This window comes from Bernardetia sp. (genome assembly GCF_020630935.1).
In the GTDB taxonomy this organism is placed as follows: domain Bacteria; phylum Bacteroidota; class Bacteroidia; order Cytophagales; family Bernardetiaceae; genus Bernardetia.
The window spans coordinates 23,824-42,036 of the sequence record NZ_JAHDIG010000011.1 but is presented as its reverse complement, the minus strand read 5'-3'; the positions used below and the strand labels follow the sequence as shown (position 1 = coordinate 42,036).

The following is an 18,213-nucleotide window of genomic DNA, read 5'->3' as shown; positions in this document are numbered from 1 at the left end:
AATATATAATTAGAATAATTTGTGGATATTTTAATAAGTAAGTAGTTCTTAATTATTTGTAAGGGGAATTTCTATAAAAAACGTAGTTCCAACTCCTTCTAAGGAGGCAAACCAAATTCTTCCATTGTGTTTTTCTATAATTTTCTTAGTAATATCTAACCCTAAGCCACTTCCTTGTCCTGCTGCTTTAGTAGTAAAGAAAGCGTCAAATATTTTCCCCTGTACTTCTTTTGGAATACCTCCTCCTGTATCTTGAATAGCAACTAAGACGTTGTTGCCTTGCACGCTACTTTGAATAAACAAACGTCCTTTGTGGTTCATGGCCTGTAGTGCATTATGAATAATGTTTGTCCATACTTGCACAAGTTCGTCTGGATATCCCATAAACTCAGGGATTTCATCCAAATCTCTTGTAACATCAATACCATGTTTGATTTGGTTGTGATACAGAGTAAGCGTAGTTTCTATACTCTCATTGATATTAACCTTTGCTTTTTCTCCAGTTTGGTCTTGGCGAGCATAATTTTTAAGAGCAAAAACAATCTTAGCTGCTCTATCTGTAGCTGTTCTGATGGTTTTGTTGCTTCGGACAATAGAGGACAAGTTAAAGGCTGTTTTGAGTATTTCTTCTGTATTATCGCTTTTCATAAAAGGAACAAATAGATGACTTTCCTTATGCATGTTCATATCCACAATCAAATCAGCGTACCTTTCTGCATTATCTATCTTCATGCCCTCTAATTGTTCTATCAAGTCGTACTTAAATGTACGTTTTTCTCGGGTGGAGAGTAAGTCTGTTTTTTGAATAGATTCATTTACAAACTCGTTGAAGCTATGCAGTAAATCATCATCTAACTGTTTTATGAATGAAGGCAATTGAGGCAAAGTTTTTCCTAAAATTTCTTCAATACTCATAGCTGACGAACGAATTGCTCCCAAAGGTGTATTTATTTCATGTGCAATATTGGCAATAAGCTGTCCTAAACTTGCCATTTTTTCAGCTTGAATAAGCTGGGTTTGGGTAGTTTGAAGTTCATTAAAAGCTTTTTCTATATTTTCTTTTTGTTGGGATAATAACTCGTTTTGCTTCTGTACGGCTAACTCAGTTTTTTTGATATACGTTATATTACGAGTTACGCATAGAATATCATCAATTTCTTTTTCTTCATTTAAAATAGGAGAGGCTATTAGACTAAACCATTCTGTTCCGTGTGGTAATTCTAATTTATATTCAACTGTTGCCTTTTCTTTATTTAACATAGTTTGTTCTAAAGCTCCCAATATTTTCTGTAAAGATTTATCAGGAAAACCTAACTCTGTAATCTTCTTTTGTAAGAAGTCTTGAGGTTTTAGTAGCAAATCTTTATCTGAAGATGCATAATATTGCTTTAAGACAAAGTTAGTATCTAACAAAAACACTAAATCGCCTACATTTTCGATAAGATTTTGTAATCTATAATTGGCTGCCTTGATTTTGTCTTCATACTCTTTCTGACTATTATAGTTGGAAGCTACTTTAATAATTTTGAAAATATTTCCGTCTTTATCTTTGACAGGGCAGTATGCTCCATAAAGCCAAACTTCTTCTCCGTTTTTGGCTTTTCTTTTGAATATTTCTGTAACCGTCTCGCCAGTTCTTAGTCGTTCCCAAAGTTGTTCGTATTTTAATAAGTCTTCTTCATTATTTGGAATAAACTCAATGTGTTTATGCCCTTGTAACTCTTCAACAGTGTAACCCAACCAGTCTGCAAATAATTTATTTACTCGTTCTACACTTCTATCTGTATTCATTTCAACATATCCAAGAGTTGTACTGATAGCCGTAAATTGAGCATCTAGCTCTGCAAAGGCATTACTGACAAGGTCTTGTGTGTTTTGGAGTTGCTCATAGTTTTGGCGTAGTTCTTCTGCTGAGGCTTGTAACTCTAAGTTTTTATCTTTTATAGCTTCTTCCAGTTCTTTTTGCTTAGTTATTTCTTGGATAATTCCACTCCACGTAATACTACCATCATCATTTTTTACAGGTTTGGAGTTTCCTCTGACCCATTTTGTTTTCCCGTCTATTACTACTCTTGAGTCATTATTCCAAGTGGTAAGGTTTTGGGCTGACTCTGCCAAACTTTGTTGAAAAATAGCTATATCTTCTGCTGGCACACAAGATAAAATTAAGCTAACATCGTTCATAAGTTCTTCTGAGGTGCAACCATAGATTGCTTCTGCCCCCTTACTTACTACTGGGAGCGACATTTGCCCATCTTTTTCCATCTTGAACTGATAAATCATGGCAGGTACACCATCAAAAATTTGTTCTAAACGCTGTGTTTGGCGATGTAGTTCTTCTTGTGTTGTCTGAAGCTCTTCATAGTTTTTACGCAACACTTCTTCTGATGCTCGCAGTTGCTCATTTTTAGTCTTTACTTCCTGTTCTCTTTTTTGCTGTTCGGTTGTGTCCCTAGAAAGAGCCACCATAAATCCTTTTCCATTGACTTCTGTATGTTTTATTGAAACCTCAACATGAAACTCTTTACCAGTGCGTTTATCAATATTCTTACTTTGTAGTTTAAATGTATCGACAGCCTTTACTTCTTCTACATGTTTTTCCCAAACTCCTTCTTCTTTAAAAACAGATTCAATATCAGCAGTAGTATAATTGGTAATATCCTCTCCTTCCAGTCCTAAACGTCCTAATCCTACTTTATTCATGTAGATAAATTTTCCATCTGTGGTAGCAACCTGCATTGCATCGGCTGTATTATCAATAAGAGTAGTCAAAAGTTGGTTGTATTCTTCTTTTTTTAGGCTTTCTGTAATATCTTGAACTGTTCCTACTAACTTTTCTGGATTGCCCATAGCATCTCTAATCAGCTCTCCGACTGCTCTGTAGTGATTGTATTCCTCAAACTGTTCTCCTTTCGAACGATATGAAATATCGTAATTCTCTATTTTTCCTTGTACAGCATCTTGTAGCATATTTACTACTTTATAAACATCTTCTGGATGAGCAATCTCAATTACTCTTTTCATATCTTTTAGCTTATTTTCGCCATAGATAAAAGGTAGGTTATCAGAGTGTGTTAATTTTTGCGTAGTCAAATCAATTTCATAGCTTGCCAAGCCCACTAATTTTTCAGCACGGTTCAATAACTTTTGTTTTTCTTCTATTTCTCTTTGAATGACATGCATTTGGTCGTTTGTACTTTGTAATTCTTCTGCATTCTGTCTCAACTCTTCTTCCGAAGAACGTAACTCTTCATTTTGAGCCTGTGCTTCAAACTGCTTTTCCATAAGACGAATACTATTTTCTCTAAAAATAATAGTCCACCAAGCTGCCACAAACGTCATTAGTACGACTAACCCAAAATGAAAAAATAACTGAAATAAAGTTACATTGGGTGTAGTTCCATCTAAATCCATTCCTCCATAAGTAATAAAATATTTTGCAAGTTCAGGCATATCATATACTACTTGTATGTACGCCAAAAGAGCGTGATGCAAAATTGTCAGGACACCGTATGGTATCATTATTTTCCAATCTTGATAGATTATTAATAATGTAATATTGGTAAAAAAGAAAAAGTGCATTTCTGCCATGCCGTGCATTTGACCAATAAATTGAAGCATAAAAATCGCATACACTACACTAATTACCATTCTAGAAATAGATTTATTAGTAAGTCCAAGGCGAGCTATCATATAAAGTGCTGCAATTATTAGACTGTTGGCAATCGTAAATGTCCATGTTTCATATATTGGCATAAGGCATAGTCCTAAAATAAAGAACACACCTACAAACTTATCAGAGATTTTATCAGCTTTTTCTTGTACCTGCTCCAAATAAGTTTCTAACTCTAAAGTATAAAACTTTGGTCTTTCTAGAGTAGGGGATAAGGTTGGAGTTCTATGTTTCATGTTATGTGTTTTTTTTTACGAGTGTTTTTGGAGTAGTATTTTTGCCTTATTGAAAATAGTCTTCTGGTAGCTCACAACCGTATGCTTTGTTAGCTAATTCTCCAAAATCTGGAGGATTTTTTCCTTCTAAGAGTGCGCCTAGAGCTTGTTCGGCAAAATTAGTATCTCGGTTGTTGCAATATCTACTGATATTGTAATTCCCTTTGTAAAATAGTTTCCCTTCGCTAGTTATGATGGCAGCTTGTGGGGTTGAATATACTCCACAAGAAGCAGCAATGGTGTTGTTTTGGTCTAAGATAGTCGGAATAGGAATATTATATTTTTCAGAAAAATCAATAAATTCCATTTCATATTCTGAATCATTGAATATGATAGCATAAAAGTCTATTTCATTTCCATATCTTTCAACAAGATAATTAATATGTGCAATATTAAATTTAGAACAAGGACAAAAAGGACTAAAAAAGTGTAGAAAAATAGGTTTCTTTTGAGCGTTGTTTTGTTTTTGAGTTTGCGTAACTTGTAAGATAACATCTTGTGGTATCTGCTTACCTACAAAAACTTCTTGGTATCCATCGGGTATAGGAGTAGGAAGAAGGTATTGCCATTCTTGCCACCAAAAAGAAGCAAAAACAGCAACTATTAGCCCAAAGCAAGTAGCAAGAGCTAACCGTTGAAACCATTTAGAATTTTTAAAATCTTCCATGTTTTAAGGGGTATCATAAAAAGGGAATTAATGACTGATTTTGTAGATAATTTTTTTGGGTTAGAGCTAAGGGGAAGAATTATCTTTGTGTCAGTTTCTTTCAAAATTGTATTAGTTAAAATTATATAGTTAAGGTTAAATTATAAATGAATACCTAAAACAAGAACGTCATCTATCTGGTCGTAGTTTCTTTTCCACTCTGTAAATGTAGAAGCAATCTCTTCTAGTTGCTCCTTTGATGATTTATTTTCTATTGAGACAAACAAATCTCTTAGGTTTTTGCTCATGAAACGCCTATTTTGTATGCCTCCAAACTGGTCTTGGTAACCATCTGAATATAAATAAATTTGAGTATTAGGTCTCAAATCAAACTCGTGCTTGCTATAAAAAGCATTTTCTTTTCCTTCAATGCCTGCTCTATCTCCTTTTATATAGTTAAGACTACCATTTTCTATTATACAAATAGGTCTTCTTGCCCCAGCAAAAGAAAGTTTCTTTTCTTCTTTATCAATTACACAAATAGCGACTTCCATTCCTTCACGACTATTAACTTGTTTTTCGCTCCAAACGTTTCTAATAGCAGTGTTCATATTTTTCAATATCTCTTCTGGAGAATAAATTTTTTTATCCACAATAGCACGATTAAGCAGTTGATGTCCAATCAATGACATAAATGCCCCCAGAACACCGTGTCCTGTACAGTCTGCCACAGCAATAATTGTCTTGTTTCCTTCTTCCCTAGCCCAATAAAAATCTCCACTCACAACATCTTTAGGTTGGTAAAAAACAAAATGATTTGGAAATACTTCTGAAAGGTATTTAGAAGAAGGTAATACTGCCGACTGAATACGCTCTGCATATCGAATGCTAGATTGTATTTGTCTATTCTGACTTTTTAATAATTTATCTTTATTATAATTTTCGATAGCTCCCTCAACAGTCATTATCAAGTCTCTGGTCTTCCATGGTTTGGGGATATATCGGTATAAATTTGTCTTATTTACAGCATTCGTAACTCCTTCTAGGCTTGCTTGTCCTGTCAAAAGTATTTTCATTGTATTGGGAAGTACCTTATGAGCTTCTATCAAAAACTCATCTCCTTTCATTTGAGGCATGATATAATCTGAAATAATCAAAACAACTTCCTTGCCTTTTTCTCTAAAAAAATCAATAATTTCTAATCCTTCATCTCCACTTTCTGCCACTTCAATTATCATTGTTTCAGCAAAACGTTCAGATAGTTCTTGTTTTAAACTATTTAAGATAATAAGTTCATCATCAACACAAAGAATTACTTTTTTGTCCATAATAACAGAAATAGTTGTTGTAAGTTGTGAGAGAGATAGAAGATATACTTCTACTCAGTTATGTCCCTTTAATATAGAAAACTATTTGCTATTTTTCAATAAAATAAAACAACTTGCTTTCACTTTTAGACTTAACTCTTTATTTTTTCTATCAAAAATTGTGCTGCTCGCTTTGCTCCATCTGTCTTGAGAAAAGATAAGGCATTTTGAGAGAGTTCTGTTTTTTTGTGTAATAGCGTTTGTAGTGTTGTGATGAGTTCGGCTTGAATTTGATTTTCTTCCAAAAACAAAGCAGCCTTTGCATCAAAAGCTCGTTTGGCTCTGCTATATTGGTCGTCGTAACCTCTTGATTTGGGAATGAAAATCGTTGGAATTTGACAAGCCAAAAGCTCATGAAATGTATTGTAGCCTGTCGCTGAAATAGCACAATCAAAGGCAGGCATCAGTTCCATGAGTGGATAGTGTGTTTGTAGAATAACAGAAGAGGGCAGTGTTGAGAAGAGCTGATGAAGCGCATCTGAAACGTTTAAAGGTGGTTTTGGTACAAACAAACGTATTTTTTCCTCCAAAAAAGATGAGTTCAAAATCAAATCAAAAATCTGTTCATAATTTTTAAGTGTTGTGGCATCTCCTCCACCTCCCAAATTAACTAAAAGTAGGTTTTCATCTTCTGATACGCCTAACTTTTTTCTAATTTCTTCTCTAGTTTGTAGTTCTGATGTTTCTCGTATCAAAATCTCATTACTCCAAAACAAATCATCTCTCTTCGAATCTGGAACAGGAATTTCTGCACTTCCTTCGCTATGAGGCGCAATGATGTAGTCATAAAAATTCTGTGTTGCTATTTTTTCTTTGTTCATATTCATTTGTTCTCTATGAATAAAAAACTTTTTCCATTTTAGAGGCAAACCCAACACAGAAAGCAAGTCGTTGAGCGAACCAAGTGGAAATGTATCTACTACCAATGCCACAGGACGATACGTATTGACGAGCGAAGTCAATATTTCAGAATAAGAAAGGGCTAAGTTACGTTTTAAAAGTTTGGATTCTCTGGCTATCGTCTTGCTAGGGACTTTATAATAAGCAAATCCTTCTTGATAGAGCAAATGAGAGCCTTCCGAAGCTGTAAAAAATAGAGGTACAAGCGAATCATCCTGCTTTTTGAGTTGCCGAGCAATCGCCAAACAACGGCTAAGATGTCCTAGCCCCAAACCATTGACGGTATAAAAAAGTATGTATTTCATAAACTAATAATAAGAAATTCTTTCTTCCAAACTACTAAAAAATTATAGTATTTAATGGCAGTTGAGCATATTACTTAATATCACTCTGTTAAAAAAAACGAAACAACTTTAATGTTATCTACAAAACGTTAAGACTCAAAAAATTGGATTGATACAGATAGGCATTTCGTGTATATTTACTTGGCAACTATATTTTTATAAAATCCAATATAACTATGAAATTACTGATTTTTGCCTTCTTAACACCATTTTTCATACTTCTAAACTTTAGTGAATATTCAGACAACAGGAGTATAATCATTGTAAGTGGAGAATACAGTAACAGAGATTGTAAACGTATTGCTTTTCGTATCTCAAATGAGAAAATCGAAATTGATACCTGCTATAACTTCGAAAACAATATTTTTAATACCACTAAAATAGTTGAATTGAATGATGAGCTGATAGTCAAAAAAATTTCTAATATTCCAACAGAAAAATTGAAGAGTTATCAAGCTGAAATTGACTCTACCATTTATGCTACTCCTTGTGATTATCTATTATTTCCAATTTCAATAATCATAACTGAGGAAGAAAAAGAGACGACAGTAGAATGGAAAAGAACAGGTAATTGCTGTCGTCAAGAAATTAGAGAAAAAATAGAAGAATTAGAAAAGGTTTTTGATAAGTATAAATAATATTTTACCTATTACAGTTATCGTTACTGACCTTAGTTTATTAGCTCAGTCTTGCTAGAGCAGACCATAAATAAACTAATGGATAATTAAAGAATAGTTCAAATTTTACCAAGCTAAGAATTAAGACAAATATATTTTCGAAAGATAGTGATTCTAAATTTTGTAGTTTTGTTCATCATTAATTGATTAGAATAAAATCGTATTTACGAAATTCATTAATCATTTATCACTAATCATTATTCAAAGATGAATTATTTTATCACAGGAGCAACAGGTTTTTTAGGAAGTTATTTAGTAGAAGAATTAATAAGTGAAAATCAAGATAAGGATATTAAAATTGTTGCTCTCAAGCGAAAAAACAGCAAAATATCTACAAAACTTCAAGATTACCCAACTTCAATTTTAGAGTGGGTAGATGGCGACTTGTTGGATGTTGTTTTTTTGGATGAGATAATGAAAAACATAGATAGAGTGATTCACGGAGCTGCTATTGTTTCTTTTGACCCTAGAGATAAGAATAAAATGCACGTTACCAATGTAGAAGGAACAAAAAATATGATTAATGCAGCTTTGGCAAGTGATGTCAAACTTTTTTGTCAGATAAGTTCGGTAGCTGCACTAGGACAGCCTCTTGCCTCACAGCAAAGTCAGAATATAAAAATAGAGGCGAATGGGAAAATAAACGAAATTACTTTTATAGACGAAAAAGCACGCTGGACACCCGAATATACTGGTTTTAGTGCGTATGCTTTTACAAAACACCTTTCAGAGTTAGAGGTATGGCGAGGGCAAGCCGAAGGACTTGATGTAGTAATAGTTAATCCATCATTTATTTTGGGTTATGATGAAAATGGAAGAAGCAGTACAGCACTTATAGAGTACATAAAAAGTGAAAAAGCGTACTACGGAGGAGGTTTTAGCAACTTTGTAGATGTGCGTGATGTAGCTGAAATGACGGTTTCGCTCTTAGATAAATCAGAGCTTCATAACGAACGCTATATTTTGAACGGAGGAACAGTTCCTTACTCTGAACTTATGCCCAAAATTGCAAAAGCACTCAATAAAAAACCTCCTCATAAGCCAGTACCGAACTGGGTAAAGAAATACGGTTGGAGACTTGCCAAAGCGTGGAGTTTTGTGAGTGGAAGCTCGCCCATCATTACAAAAGATTCTTTAGAAGCTGCCGACAGAACTGTTACACATTCTAATCAGAAAATAAAAGTAAAATTAGATGTAGAATTTAGAATGTTGGATGAAACAGTGGAGTGGATTGGGGAGAGCTATAGATAAATTTTACCCACATAAAATGCTGGGTAGTGCATCAAACTTGTAAAGATCGATTTATCCACCTATATATCTTTTCTTTGTTGTTATTATTTTATACCAATTATCTTCAATTTCTAAGGCATTAGCCTTGTCTAGACAAACACACTCACACTCTCCGTTATAAATAACCCATAATTCTTTCCACTCTGACTTTAAGAATGAGTTGTTGTAGTTGGGTCTGATTCTAAAAGAGATACATTTTTCATTCAGAACTTCAATTCTTGTTATTTTATTCTGTTTATAAAGTTCTATAAATTTATTTTTAAAATTTTCATCTGTAAAGTCAAATAACCTATCAAAGTTTGACTCAATTATCCAACCATACTCATCCTTAATTTGACTTGGATTATCTTGAATAACTTTTTGAAAACTCTTAAAGTCGTCAAGAAGTGCTACATCAAACGAATCATCGAAAACACAGCTATTAAATAAGATAATGATTGGAATAAGCAAGGGAAGTTTTGTTTTCATAATACTTCATCAAATAAAACTATTTATTCTACCATAAAACGAGGTCAATACCATCTTTGAGATATGGAAACTTAACTTCTCATTGACAACGACTTTTCAACGACGATAGCATGTCCTAGTCTCTTTTAAAAAAACACCTAATTCAAGCACCAGAACTCAAATTAGGTGCGTAGATTAAAATTAACTCAAATTCTTCTTTAAATTCAGATTAAATTCTTCTGCCCACTCTTGCGCTTTTTGGTATCCTGCATCAGCGTGGCGAATTACTCCCATAGCAGGGTCGTTGTGCAAGACACGTTTTAGTCTTTGGTGTGCTTCTTCTGTTCCATCTGCCAAAATTACCATTCCTGCGTGGATAGAATAACCCATTCCTACGCCTCCTCCGTGGTGAAGCGAAACCCACGTAGCACCACCAGCCGTATTGATAAGCGCATTCAAGATAGGCCAATCTGCCACAGCATCCGAACCGTCTAGCATCGCTTCGGTTTCTCGGTTGGGAGAAGCCACTGAACCACTATCCAAATGGTCTCTTCCAATGACGATAGGAGCTTTTAGTGTTCCATTCTTTACAAGTTCGTTGAAAGCGAGTGCAGCTTTTTCTCGTTCTCCCATACTAAGCCAACAAATACGAGCTGGCAAGCCTTGGAAAGCAATGCGTTCTTGTGCCATTTTTATCCAACGGTGTAGCGATTCGTTTTCAGGGAATAACTCCAACAAAACCTTATCACATTCGAAAATATCTTGCTCATCTCCAGAAAGAGCTACAAAACGAAAAGGTCCTTTTCCTTCACAAAACAACGGACGAATATAAGCAGGAACAAATCCAGGGAAATCAAAAGCGTTTTCTACTTTTCTCTGGTCTTTGGCTTGTCCTCTAAGATTATTTCCATAATCAAAAGTAATTGCTCCACGTTTTTGAAGTTCCAACATTTGTTTTACGTGGTGTGCCATGGTGTCCAAAGAGAGTTCTGTATATTTTTCTGGATTGGTTTCTCTAAGCGTGTTGGCTTCCTCTACACTCATATTTTCTGGAAAATAACCATTCAAAGCATCGTGGGCAGAGGTTTGGTCGGTCAGCGTGTCTGGTGTTATGTTTCTATCAATGAGCCTTTGAAGCAAATCAATAATGTTACAAACTACTCCGATAGAAATGTTTTTGCCTTCTTTTTTATATTCTAATGCTGCATCAATCGCTTTATCAATATCAAAATATTTTTCATCCAAATAACGAGTTTCTAAGCGTTTATCGATTCTCCATTCTTCGACTTCGGCAGCTAGACAAACCCCTTCATTCATTGTGATAGCTAAAGGCTGTGCGCCACCCATTCCTCCAAGTCCTGCTGTTACGTTGAGCGTATTTTTCAAAGAACCTCCAAAGTGTTGGCGAGCCAGTTCGGCATAGGTTTCATACGTTCCTTGTACAATACCTTGTGTGCCGATATAAATCCAAGAACCTGCTGTCATTTGCCCGTACATCATCAAGCCTTTTTTGTCTAGTTCGTTGAAGTGATCCCAGTTTGCCCAGCGAGGAACAAGCATAGAATTAGAAATCAAGACACGAGGAGCATTTTTGTGTGTTGGAAGAATAGCTACTGGTTTTCCAGACTGAACTAAAAGTGTCTGCTCATCACTCATATTTTTGAGAGCTTTTACAATGAGGTCAAAAGATTCCCAGTTGCGTGCAGCTTTTCCAATTCCTCCATAAACTACTAGGTCTTCTGGACGTTCGGCTACATCTGGGTCAAGGTTGTTGTAGAGCATTCTCAAGACGGCTTCTTGCTGCCAGCCTTTTGTATTGAGAGTCGTTCCAGTGGGTGTTTTTCCTTTTTGTGTTGCGTTTTGTATGGTCATATACATTTAGATTTTAGAATTGTGAAACAATCAGCGTAGCTAATATTTGAATGCAGAATTAACAGCCTAAATTTACGAAATAATGAAATCAATTTGAATTTTGATACAAAATTGAGAGTAGTTTGTAAGTAGGGAAAATTATTCTTTAATAAATCTGATGTTTTAAATCGAAATTTTCAAAACTTATTCTGCCTTTCTCTGTTCTATACCCATACTTATTACCGTATATGAAACAGACATTTTTTTATCTGATATTTTTTACTTTTCTCGGTATCAGTATTTTATCTTCCACACTTTCTTTTGCTCAGCAAAGCAGTACACAAGAACAAAATACGCAAAATGTGCCTTACCAAGAGGCAGGGTGGCTTTTTGTGAAAAACTTTTCTCCAAAAGAATATAGTGCTTCCCCTCAAAACTGGGCAATTACACAAGACAAAAATGGCATTGTTTATATTGGAAATACAACGCATTTACTATCGTTCGATGGTAAAAGATGGGAGCGTACCAAAATTGGAGGAACAGGTGTAGTGCGTTCGCTTTCTTATTCTAGCTTTTCTGATAGAGTGTATATTGGTGGAGTAGGAGATGTTGGATATGCGTATTTAGACTCTTTAGGCAATACAAAGTATATTTCTTTGTTTAGTAAAATGCCAGAAAAATATAGAAATTTTAAAGATGTTTGGAAAACGTTAGTGTTGGGAGAAGAAGTTTTTTTCCTCACTAAAGATTTTATTTTTATTTACAAAAATGAAGAATTTAGGATTATTCAACCAAGAGCAAATACTTTTTTATCAGCTTTTGTTATCCACGACAAACTCTATGTACAGGAAGCTAAACTAGGTATTTTTGAATATACCAATAACTATCTCAATAATTTAGAGCATACCAACTTACTTTATAACCATTTAATAGTGGGAATGGTAGAATATGCTGACAATGTTACTCTAATTGCTACTAAGGAAGGTTTATTCTATACTCACCACACTACCACTAACAAAATAAGTAGGTTTGAAGTCGAAAAAAATGATTTCTTTCAAAAAAATGCTATCCATAGTTTGGCAGCTTTGTCAAACGGACAGTTTGCTATTGGAACGGCTACTGAGGGTATCGTGCTTATAGATAAAAATGGCAAATGGAAAAATCATATTTCAGACCTAAAAGGCTTGCAAGACAATGCAGTTTGGAATCTGTATGCTGAAAAAAATGGAAACTTATGGGTAGCTCTTAGCCAAGGAGTAGCACATGTTCAAACTTCATGGGCTTATACGTATTTTGGGGAAGAGAGTAGATTGGGAAAAGTAAATAAAATAACTCGTTTTGATGGAGTTTTGTATGCTGCTACTGGGCAAGGTTTGTTTTACTATGATGCTAAATTGCAAATATGGGAAGGTGTAAAAGAAGTCTTGGGACAAGTTTGGGATTTGAAAATATATGACTACGACCCAAAAAATCCTAAATTACTTATTGCAGGGCAAGCTGGAATTTTTGCCTATAATCCTCTTAGAAAAAAGATAGAAAAGATAAGTGAGTTGGAGGCAAAGCATCTTTTAGTGGACAAAACTGGCATAGTCTATATTTCTACTTCTGAAGGGCTGAAAAAAATGAATACTGCTTTCAAGATAGAAGGCACTTCTTTAGAAGAACCTTTAAAGCGAACTGTACTTTTAAACCAAAATCAGATTTGGGCTGAAACAGAATATAAAGGTATTGTCAAAATAGATAAATCAACAGAAGATTATCAAGCTACCTTTTATGATTCGTTGAACGGACTTCCAAAAGCAGAAATAAGACAGTTAGTCGTCAATAATGAGCAACTTTTTGTAGCAACTTCAAGAGGAATTTTTTATTTGGATACACTCAAAGATGAGTTTATTTCGGCTGTTATTGCAAACAATACACAGAAAAATCCTAACTTTCAAGCAAAAAATGCTATTCATTCTGATGTTTCGCTCATAGAAAGTTTTGCTCATTATCCTAAAAACCAAAATGGAAGTGTGGCAAATGCTTATTGGATGGTAAAAGATAATCAACTTTTATGTTATCAAGACAATGAAGCCATAGAAAGTGCTTTTTTAAATCTTTCCAATACTGATTTTAATGATATTTATGAGGACAATAAATATACTCTTATAGAGAATGATTTTATTAAACCAATATTTACTTGGGTAGCTACCTCTGAAGGGGTATATAGGTATGACTATACACAAAACTCTGCTTTACCAAAGGATTCCCTATCTATTTTTGTTCGTTATACTAAAATTAGAGATTCATTAGTTTCAAATTATGGAAAACATAAACTGTCTACTGATTTCAATAATTATTCTGTGCAGCTAGTTAGTACAGCTTTCGGGCAAAATGAAGAACTTCAATATAGATACCGTTTGTTACCTTCTTCGCTAAATTGGTCGCCTTGGACAGCAAAAGATGAAATAGAGTTCAATATCTTGCCATCTGGAGAATATACTTTAGAAATACAAGCAAAAAATAAAACGGGAGAGTTAAGTAATATTGTTACACGAATTTTTGAAGTTTCAACAGCTTGGTATCAGCGTTGGTGGGCATACATCATTTATGTGGGACTTGTGTTTTTGCTTGCTGTTGGATTTACCTATCTACACGAACGAAATCTAAAAAAGAAAAATAAAGAACTCAATTCAATTATTGCAGAACGTACCCAAGAAATTAGTCAAAAAACAGAAGAGTTAGAAGCACAACAAAAGGAGCTTTTAAGTCAGAGCCAAGAAGTATTCAATCAGAAAGAAGAGCTTGCTTCTCAAGCTGAATATCTGAAGAAGGCAAATAAAGAGGTGATGCGACAAAAAAAATCACTCCAAAATGCCAACAAAAGATTAGAAGAACTGAGTGATATTACACATGAGATAACGTCAATTCTTGATACTAAAGAGCTAACATCAGCTGTTTTTCAGCGAGTTATTGGACTGATGCCAGCAGAAGGCTTTGGAGTTGGACTGTTGAACGAACAAAGGAATACGATTGACTTCGATGATTTTTTTGAAAAAGGTAAAATACTAGAACCTCATTCAGATTCTTTGGAAGATAAGAACCATCCTTCAGTAGAATGTTTGATGGAAGAAAAAACGATTACTATAAATAATGTTGCTAAAGTATGGAAAGAAAAGTTTGAAGAACATAACATAACAATAGAAAAAGGAGACTTGCCCTATGCTGTAATCTATGTACCTCTAATTGCAGAGGGACAAAAGTTTGGCGTCATGACAGTTCAAACTTTCTATGAACTAGATTATTCAGAACAAGATATTTTGCTCTTACAATCTATTGCTTCAGCTACGGCGATTGCTCTTTCTAATATTAAGGCATACCAACTTATTGAGCGCAGAAACCAAGAAATTACAGATTCTATTCGCTATGCTCAAACCATTCAAGAATCTATCTTGCCAACAGAAAAAGAAATTAAACGTTCGGTAGGAGAACACTACATTATTTATAAACCTAAAGATATTGTAAGTGGTGATTTTTACTGGACTGGTTATAGTGAAGGGTTTCAATATGCTGCTGTTGTAGATTGTACAGGACACGGTGTTCCAGGGGCATTTATGTCTATGGTAGGAAGCTCCCTTTTACGAGAAATTTTGTATGAAAAGGAAATCACCTCACCTGCTGATATGTTAGAACATTTGGATAATGAAATACGTCGTTCACTACGTCAGACAGGCAAAAAAGGAAGTAATACAGACGGAATGGATATTATTTTGATTCGCTATACATATTTAGAAAATGGAAATATAGAACTTGATTTTTGTGGAGCAAAACGCCCTCTGATTTACAAAGAAGCAGATAAGGAAATCGTACAACTACGTGGTACATCTCGCTCTATTGGTGGTATTCAGCGTAAAAAGAAACCATTCGAAGAACATCATCTTACTTTGTTACCACGTACGACTCTTTTCCTTACTTCTGATGGACTTATAGACCAACCCAACAAAGACCGTAAAAAATATGGAACAAAACGCTTTTTAGATAAAGTTTCTGAATGGACACACCTTCCAATTTCTATGCAAGAGAGTTTACTTTTAGAAGACCTTGAAAACTTTAGAGAAGAAGAAGAGCAAAGAGATGATATTACAATAATGGCAATTAATCTATAATTCTCTCCTTTCATTGTATCTGAAAGAGAGTAAAAGCACTAAGGTTTTTATACTAATCCAATTAGTTTTTTTAAAAAAAACTTTATTTTTCAAAGTAAAAAGTATCTTCTATCTATTTGATTTATAGCCATGCTTTTTTCGTGTGTTTACCCTAGAAAGTTGTTTAAGAATGTGTTTCATCAATCGTAAATGGGGTTTTAAACCGTTGTTGAGGGAATTTTATCCTCGTTGATAGCTGCATTTTGAGCCTCAACGACGGTTATTTTTCTATTCTTAAACAACTTTTAGGTATAGATTCAGAATGAATAACATTTGATAGGTTTTTAACTCCGTATATATAACTTAAAATATAAACCTTTGTCAGAAATCCTATTTGCGAAATTTCTAATTGAATTATGAAGTCATCGTGCTATTGTTTTATATCTTTTTTCAATTGTTGCAACTTATTATCTATTTGTTGTTTATTAAACGTTTCAAGTTGATTAATCAGTATTGGAATAAAATCTTGAAATGTAGCATACTTATCTCTATTGTTTTCATATTTCAAGATTAATTCTTCTGCTTCTGGTAATAAAATAAAACCATTTTCGTTTATATTGGTCTTCCTCATCGCATCTAAATCTTGAGTTTTCATTGCTTTAGCAATTCTGATTTCTCCCAATCTTACAAGATGTTCATTTACAAATCCCCACCAAGAACCATATCCTTGTTTTGACATTATGGAATCAAGTTTAGGAATAAATAATGAATCCGTTTTAGCTATTTCTGATTTCATTTTATCAGATTCTAGATATGGTGTTACAAATGGATGACAAAATTCGTGTACAACCATGTCTCTGTAATATTCATTTGCTCCCTTTCCTGAAAAACCATAAGTAGCGTAAGTTGAATTTTTATTCCATTCAATATCATTTGCAGGAGAAATAATTTGATAAAATATGTTGCCTTTATCTGATTTTACACTTGCTCCAAACCCCATTCCGAATGGAGAGTTTGGTATAAGTAGCATCTTATAAGCATAGTTTTGAATTCCGAAGTATTCTTCCATTGTAGGTATCAGATTGTCATCTAAATAAGATTTTGCTTCTATTTTTGCATTATCATAAAAATTCTTATTGTTATTGATAAACTCTTCTACTTTTGCCTCTTTGTAAAATTTATTAATTACTGAAATATAGTTGGCTAATGTATCTTCTTTTGTTTGCCAAAACTTAGAATCAATCTCAAATTTTTGATTTGTAGATGGCAGTTCTTCAAAATATAGCAATCCTTGTAGAATTAAATCTCCAGTACTACTCGTAGCTTTTAGTAACTTTTGTGTTTCTTCGATAGCTGGATGGTTCTTATAATCTAAAAATACCTTTCTTGCCTCATACATAATTGGCTTACCTTTATAAGTTGAATCACGATATTGAAACAGAGGGTCATCATCAGAAATAGAACGTAGAATCATAAACGTCTCAATAGTTTTGTTTATGTCTATTTCAACTGTTTTTTGCTCCTTAATTGAATGAGTATTTTTTTCTTTATTGCAAGAGAATAAGAGTAGGCAGATAAATACAAGTGTTAATTTGTGCATATTATTTTAATTATATTTTAATAACTTTGATAGTAAACAGAACATCAATAATAGCTAAAAACAAAGCTGCATAGAGAAAGTAATAATATTTATTGGTAGTTGTATCTATTTGTTTTACACCTCTAACTTCTCCTTGAATGGCTTGAACAGCATTTATCAGACGTTGTACATCATTTTGAGTTTCTCCAATTTCAAAATACTTGCCTCCTGTTTGGTCGGCTAAGTTTTGCAAATCAGAAGGATTGAGTTTTGTAATAATAGTTTCTCCAGTACGTTTGTCTTTTTTAAATCCACTTCCAGAAGGGATTTTACCTCCTTGTTCTGTTCCAATTCCCAAAGCAAAAAGTTTGATACCTAAATCTTCTATTTCGTCGATGGCATCATCTGTTTCTTCTCCAAAGTCTTCTCCATCACTTATCATAATAATAATTTTTGAATTGGTTTTGGTTTCTTTATCACTTTCAAACTTTTCCAATGCCATTTTTAAAGGGGGGGCAAAGTCTGTTCCTCCACTTGGTACAAGACCAGTGTTTAAGGATTCTAAAATCAACTTTAATGCACTTTGGTCGCTTGTCAAAGGGCATTGTAGAAAGGCTTCCGATGAAAAAATAATAATTCCTTGTCTGTCAGAAGCAAATGCAGAAGTAATGCCTTTGAGTTCGTGCTTGATACGTTCCATTCTTGAAGGTTGAATATCAATAGCATCCATTGAACGAGACAAGTCCACCAAATAAAAAATATCTTTCCCCACACTCTTTACATCTTGCTTTGTTTCTCCAAAAGAAGGTCCTAACAAAGCCAATATCATCAGAATAATGTAGCTACTTCTAAGTACAAATTTCAACCAAACATATTTTGAGGTTGTGCGAAGGTAGTTCGCCTTTTTATAGGTTCTAAAAATATAGATACCATATAAAAGCATAAAAGCAAGAATAAAAATAGTTTCTGTGATGCCTAAGCTATTGTTCCAAATCATATTACTTATAATAAAAATCTAATCAGAGGATGTTTCTAGT

General features: G+C 33.9%; 11 protein-coding genes. 3 read left to right on the top strand and 8 right to left on the bottom strand.

All coding sequences use genetic code 11. The features are described from left to right. Window positions 1-48: 48 nt before the first annotated feature. The 4 genes from QZ659_RS04985 to QZ659_RS04970 form a co-directional block, all read right to left on the bottom strand. Window positions 49-3,909, bottom strand: a complete 3,861-nt coding sequence (locus QZ659_RS04985; protein WP_291722791.1) for a PAS domain S-box protein — start codon at window positions 3,907-3,909, stop codon at window positions 49-51. Between the two features lie 46 nt (window positions 3,910-3,955). Next, window positions 3,956-4,615, bottom strand: a complete 660-nt coding sequence (locus QZ659_RS04980) for a redoxin domain-containing protein (RefSeq protein ID WP_291722789.1) — start codon at window positions 4,613-4,615, stop codon at window positions 3,956-3,958. A gap of 140 nt (window positions 4,616-4,755) precedes the next feature. Then, window positions 4,756-5,922, bottom strand: a complete 1,167-nt coding sequence (locus QZ659_RS04975) for a PP2C family protein-serine/threonine phosphatase (RefSeq protein WP_291722786.1) — start codon at window positions 5,920-5,922, stop codon at window positions 4,756-4,758. 131 nt (window positions 5,923-6,053) lie between these two features. Continuing rightward, window positions 6,054-7,166 (bottom strand): glycosyltransferase, encoded by a 1,113-nt coding sequence (locus QZ659_RS04970; protein ID WP_291722783.1) that lies wholly within the window; start codon window positions 7,164-7,166, stop codon window positions 6,054-6,056. A gap of 215 nt (window positions 7,167-7,381) precedes the next feature. Here QZ659_RS04970 and QZ659_RS04965 point away from each other — a divergent pair, with 215 nt between their 5' ends. Further along, window positions 7,382-7,843 (top strand): hypothetical protein, encoded by a 462-nt coding sequence (locus QZ659_RS04965; protein ID WP_291722780.1) that lies wholly within the window; start codon window positions 7,382-7,384, stop codon window positions 7,841-7,843. A 246-nt stretch (window positions 7,844-8,089) separates the two neighbouring features. After that, window positions 8,090-9,133: an NAD-dependent epimerase/dehydratase family protein gene (locus QZ659_RS04960; RefSeq protein ID WP_291722777.1), complete on the top strand. Its 1,044-nt coding sequence runs from the start codon at window positions 8,090-8,092 to the stop codon at window positions 9,131-9,133. Window positions 9,134-9,184: 51 nt separating this feature from the next. Here QZ659_RS04960 and QZ659_RS04955 read toward each other — a convergent pair whose 3' ends face one another. Both QZ659_RS04955 and hutU read right to left on the bottom strand, forming a co-directional pair. Then, window positions 9,185-9,640: a hypothetical protein gene (locus tag QZ659_RS04955; RefSeq protein ID WP_291722774.1), complete on the bottom strand. Its 456-nt coding sequence runs from the start codon at window positions 9,638-9,640 to the stop codon at window positions 9,185-9,187. A 180-nt stretch (window positions 9,641-9,820) separates the two neighbouring features. Further along, window positions 9,821-11,491: a urocanate hydratase gene (gene hutU / locus QZ659_RS04950; protein WP_291722771.1), complete on the bottom strand. Its 1,671-nt coding sequence runs from the start codon at window positions 11,489-11,491 to the stop codon at window positions 9,821-9,823. A 227-nt stretch (window positions 11,492-11,718) separates the two neighbouring features. Between hutU and QZ659_RS04945 the strand changes: the two genes are divergently transcribed. Next, entirely contained in the window at window positions 11,719-15,618 is a 3,900-nt protein-coding gene (locus QZ659_RS04945; protein WP_291722768.1) for a SpoIIE family protein phosphatase, read from the top strand. Between the two features lie 409 nt (window positions 15,619-16,027). Here QZ659_RS04945 and QZ659_RS04940 read toward each other — a convergent pair whose 3' ends face one another. Next, window positions 16,028-17,197, bottom strand: a complete 1,170-nt coding sequence (locus tag QZ659_RS04940) for a DUF4932 domain-containing protein (protein WP_291722765.1) — start codon at window positions 17,195-17,197, stop codon at window positions 16,028-16,030. 10 nt (window positions 17,198-17,207) lie between these two features. Next, a complete protein-coding gene (locus tag QZ659_RS04935) occupies window positions 17,208-18,173 on the bottom strand; it encodes a vWA domain-containing protein (protein ID WP_291722762.1) in 966 nt (321 codons plus the stop codon). Window positions 18,174-18,213 lie beyond the last annotated feature (40 nt).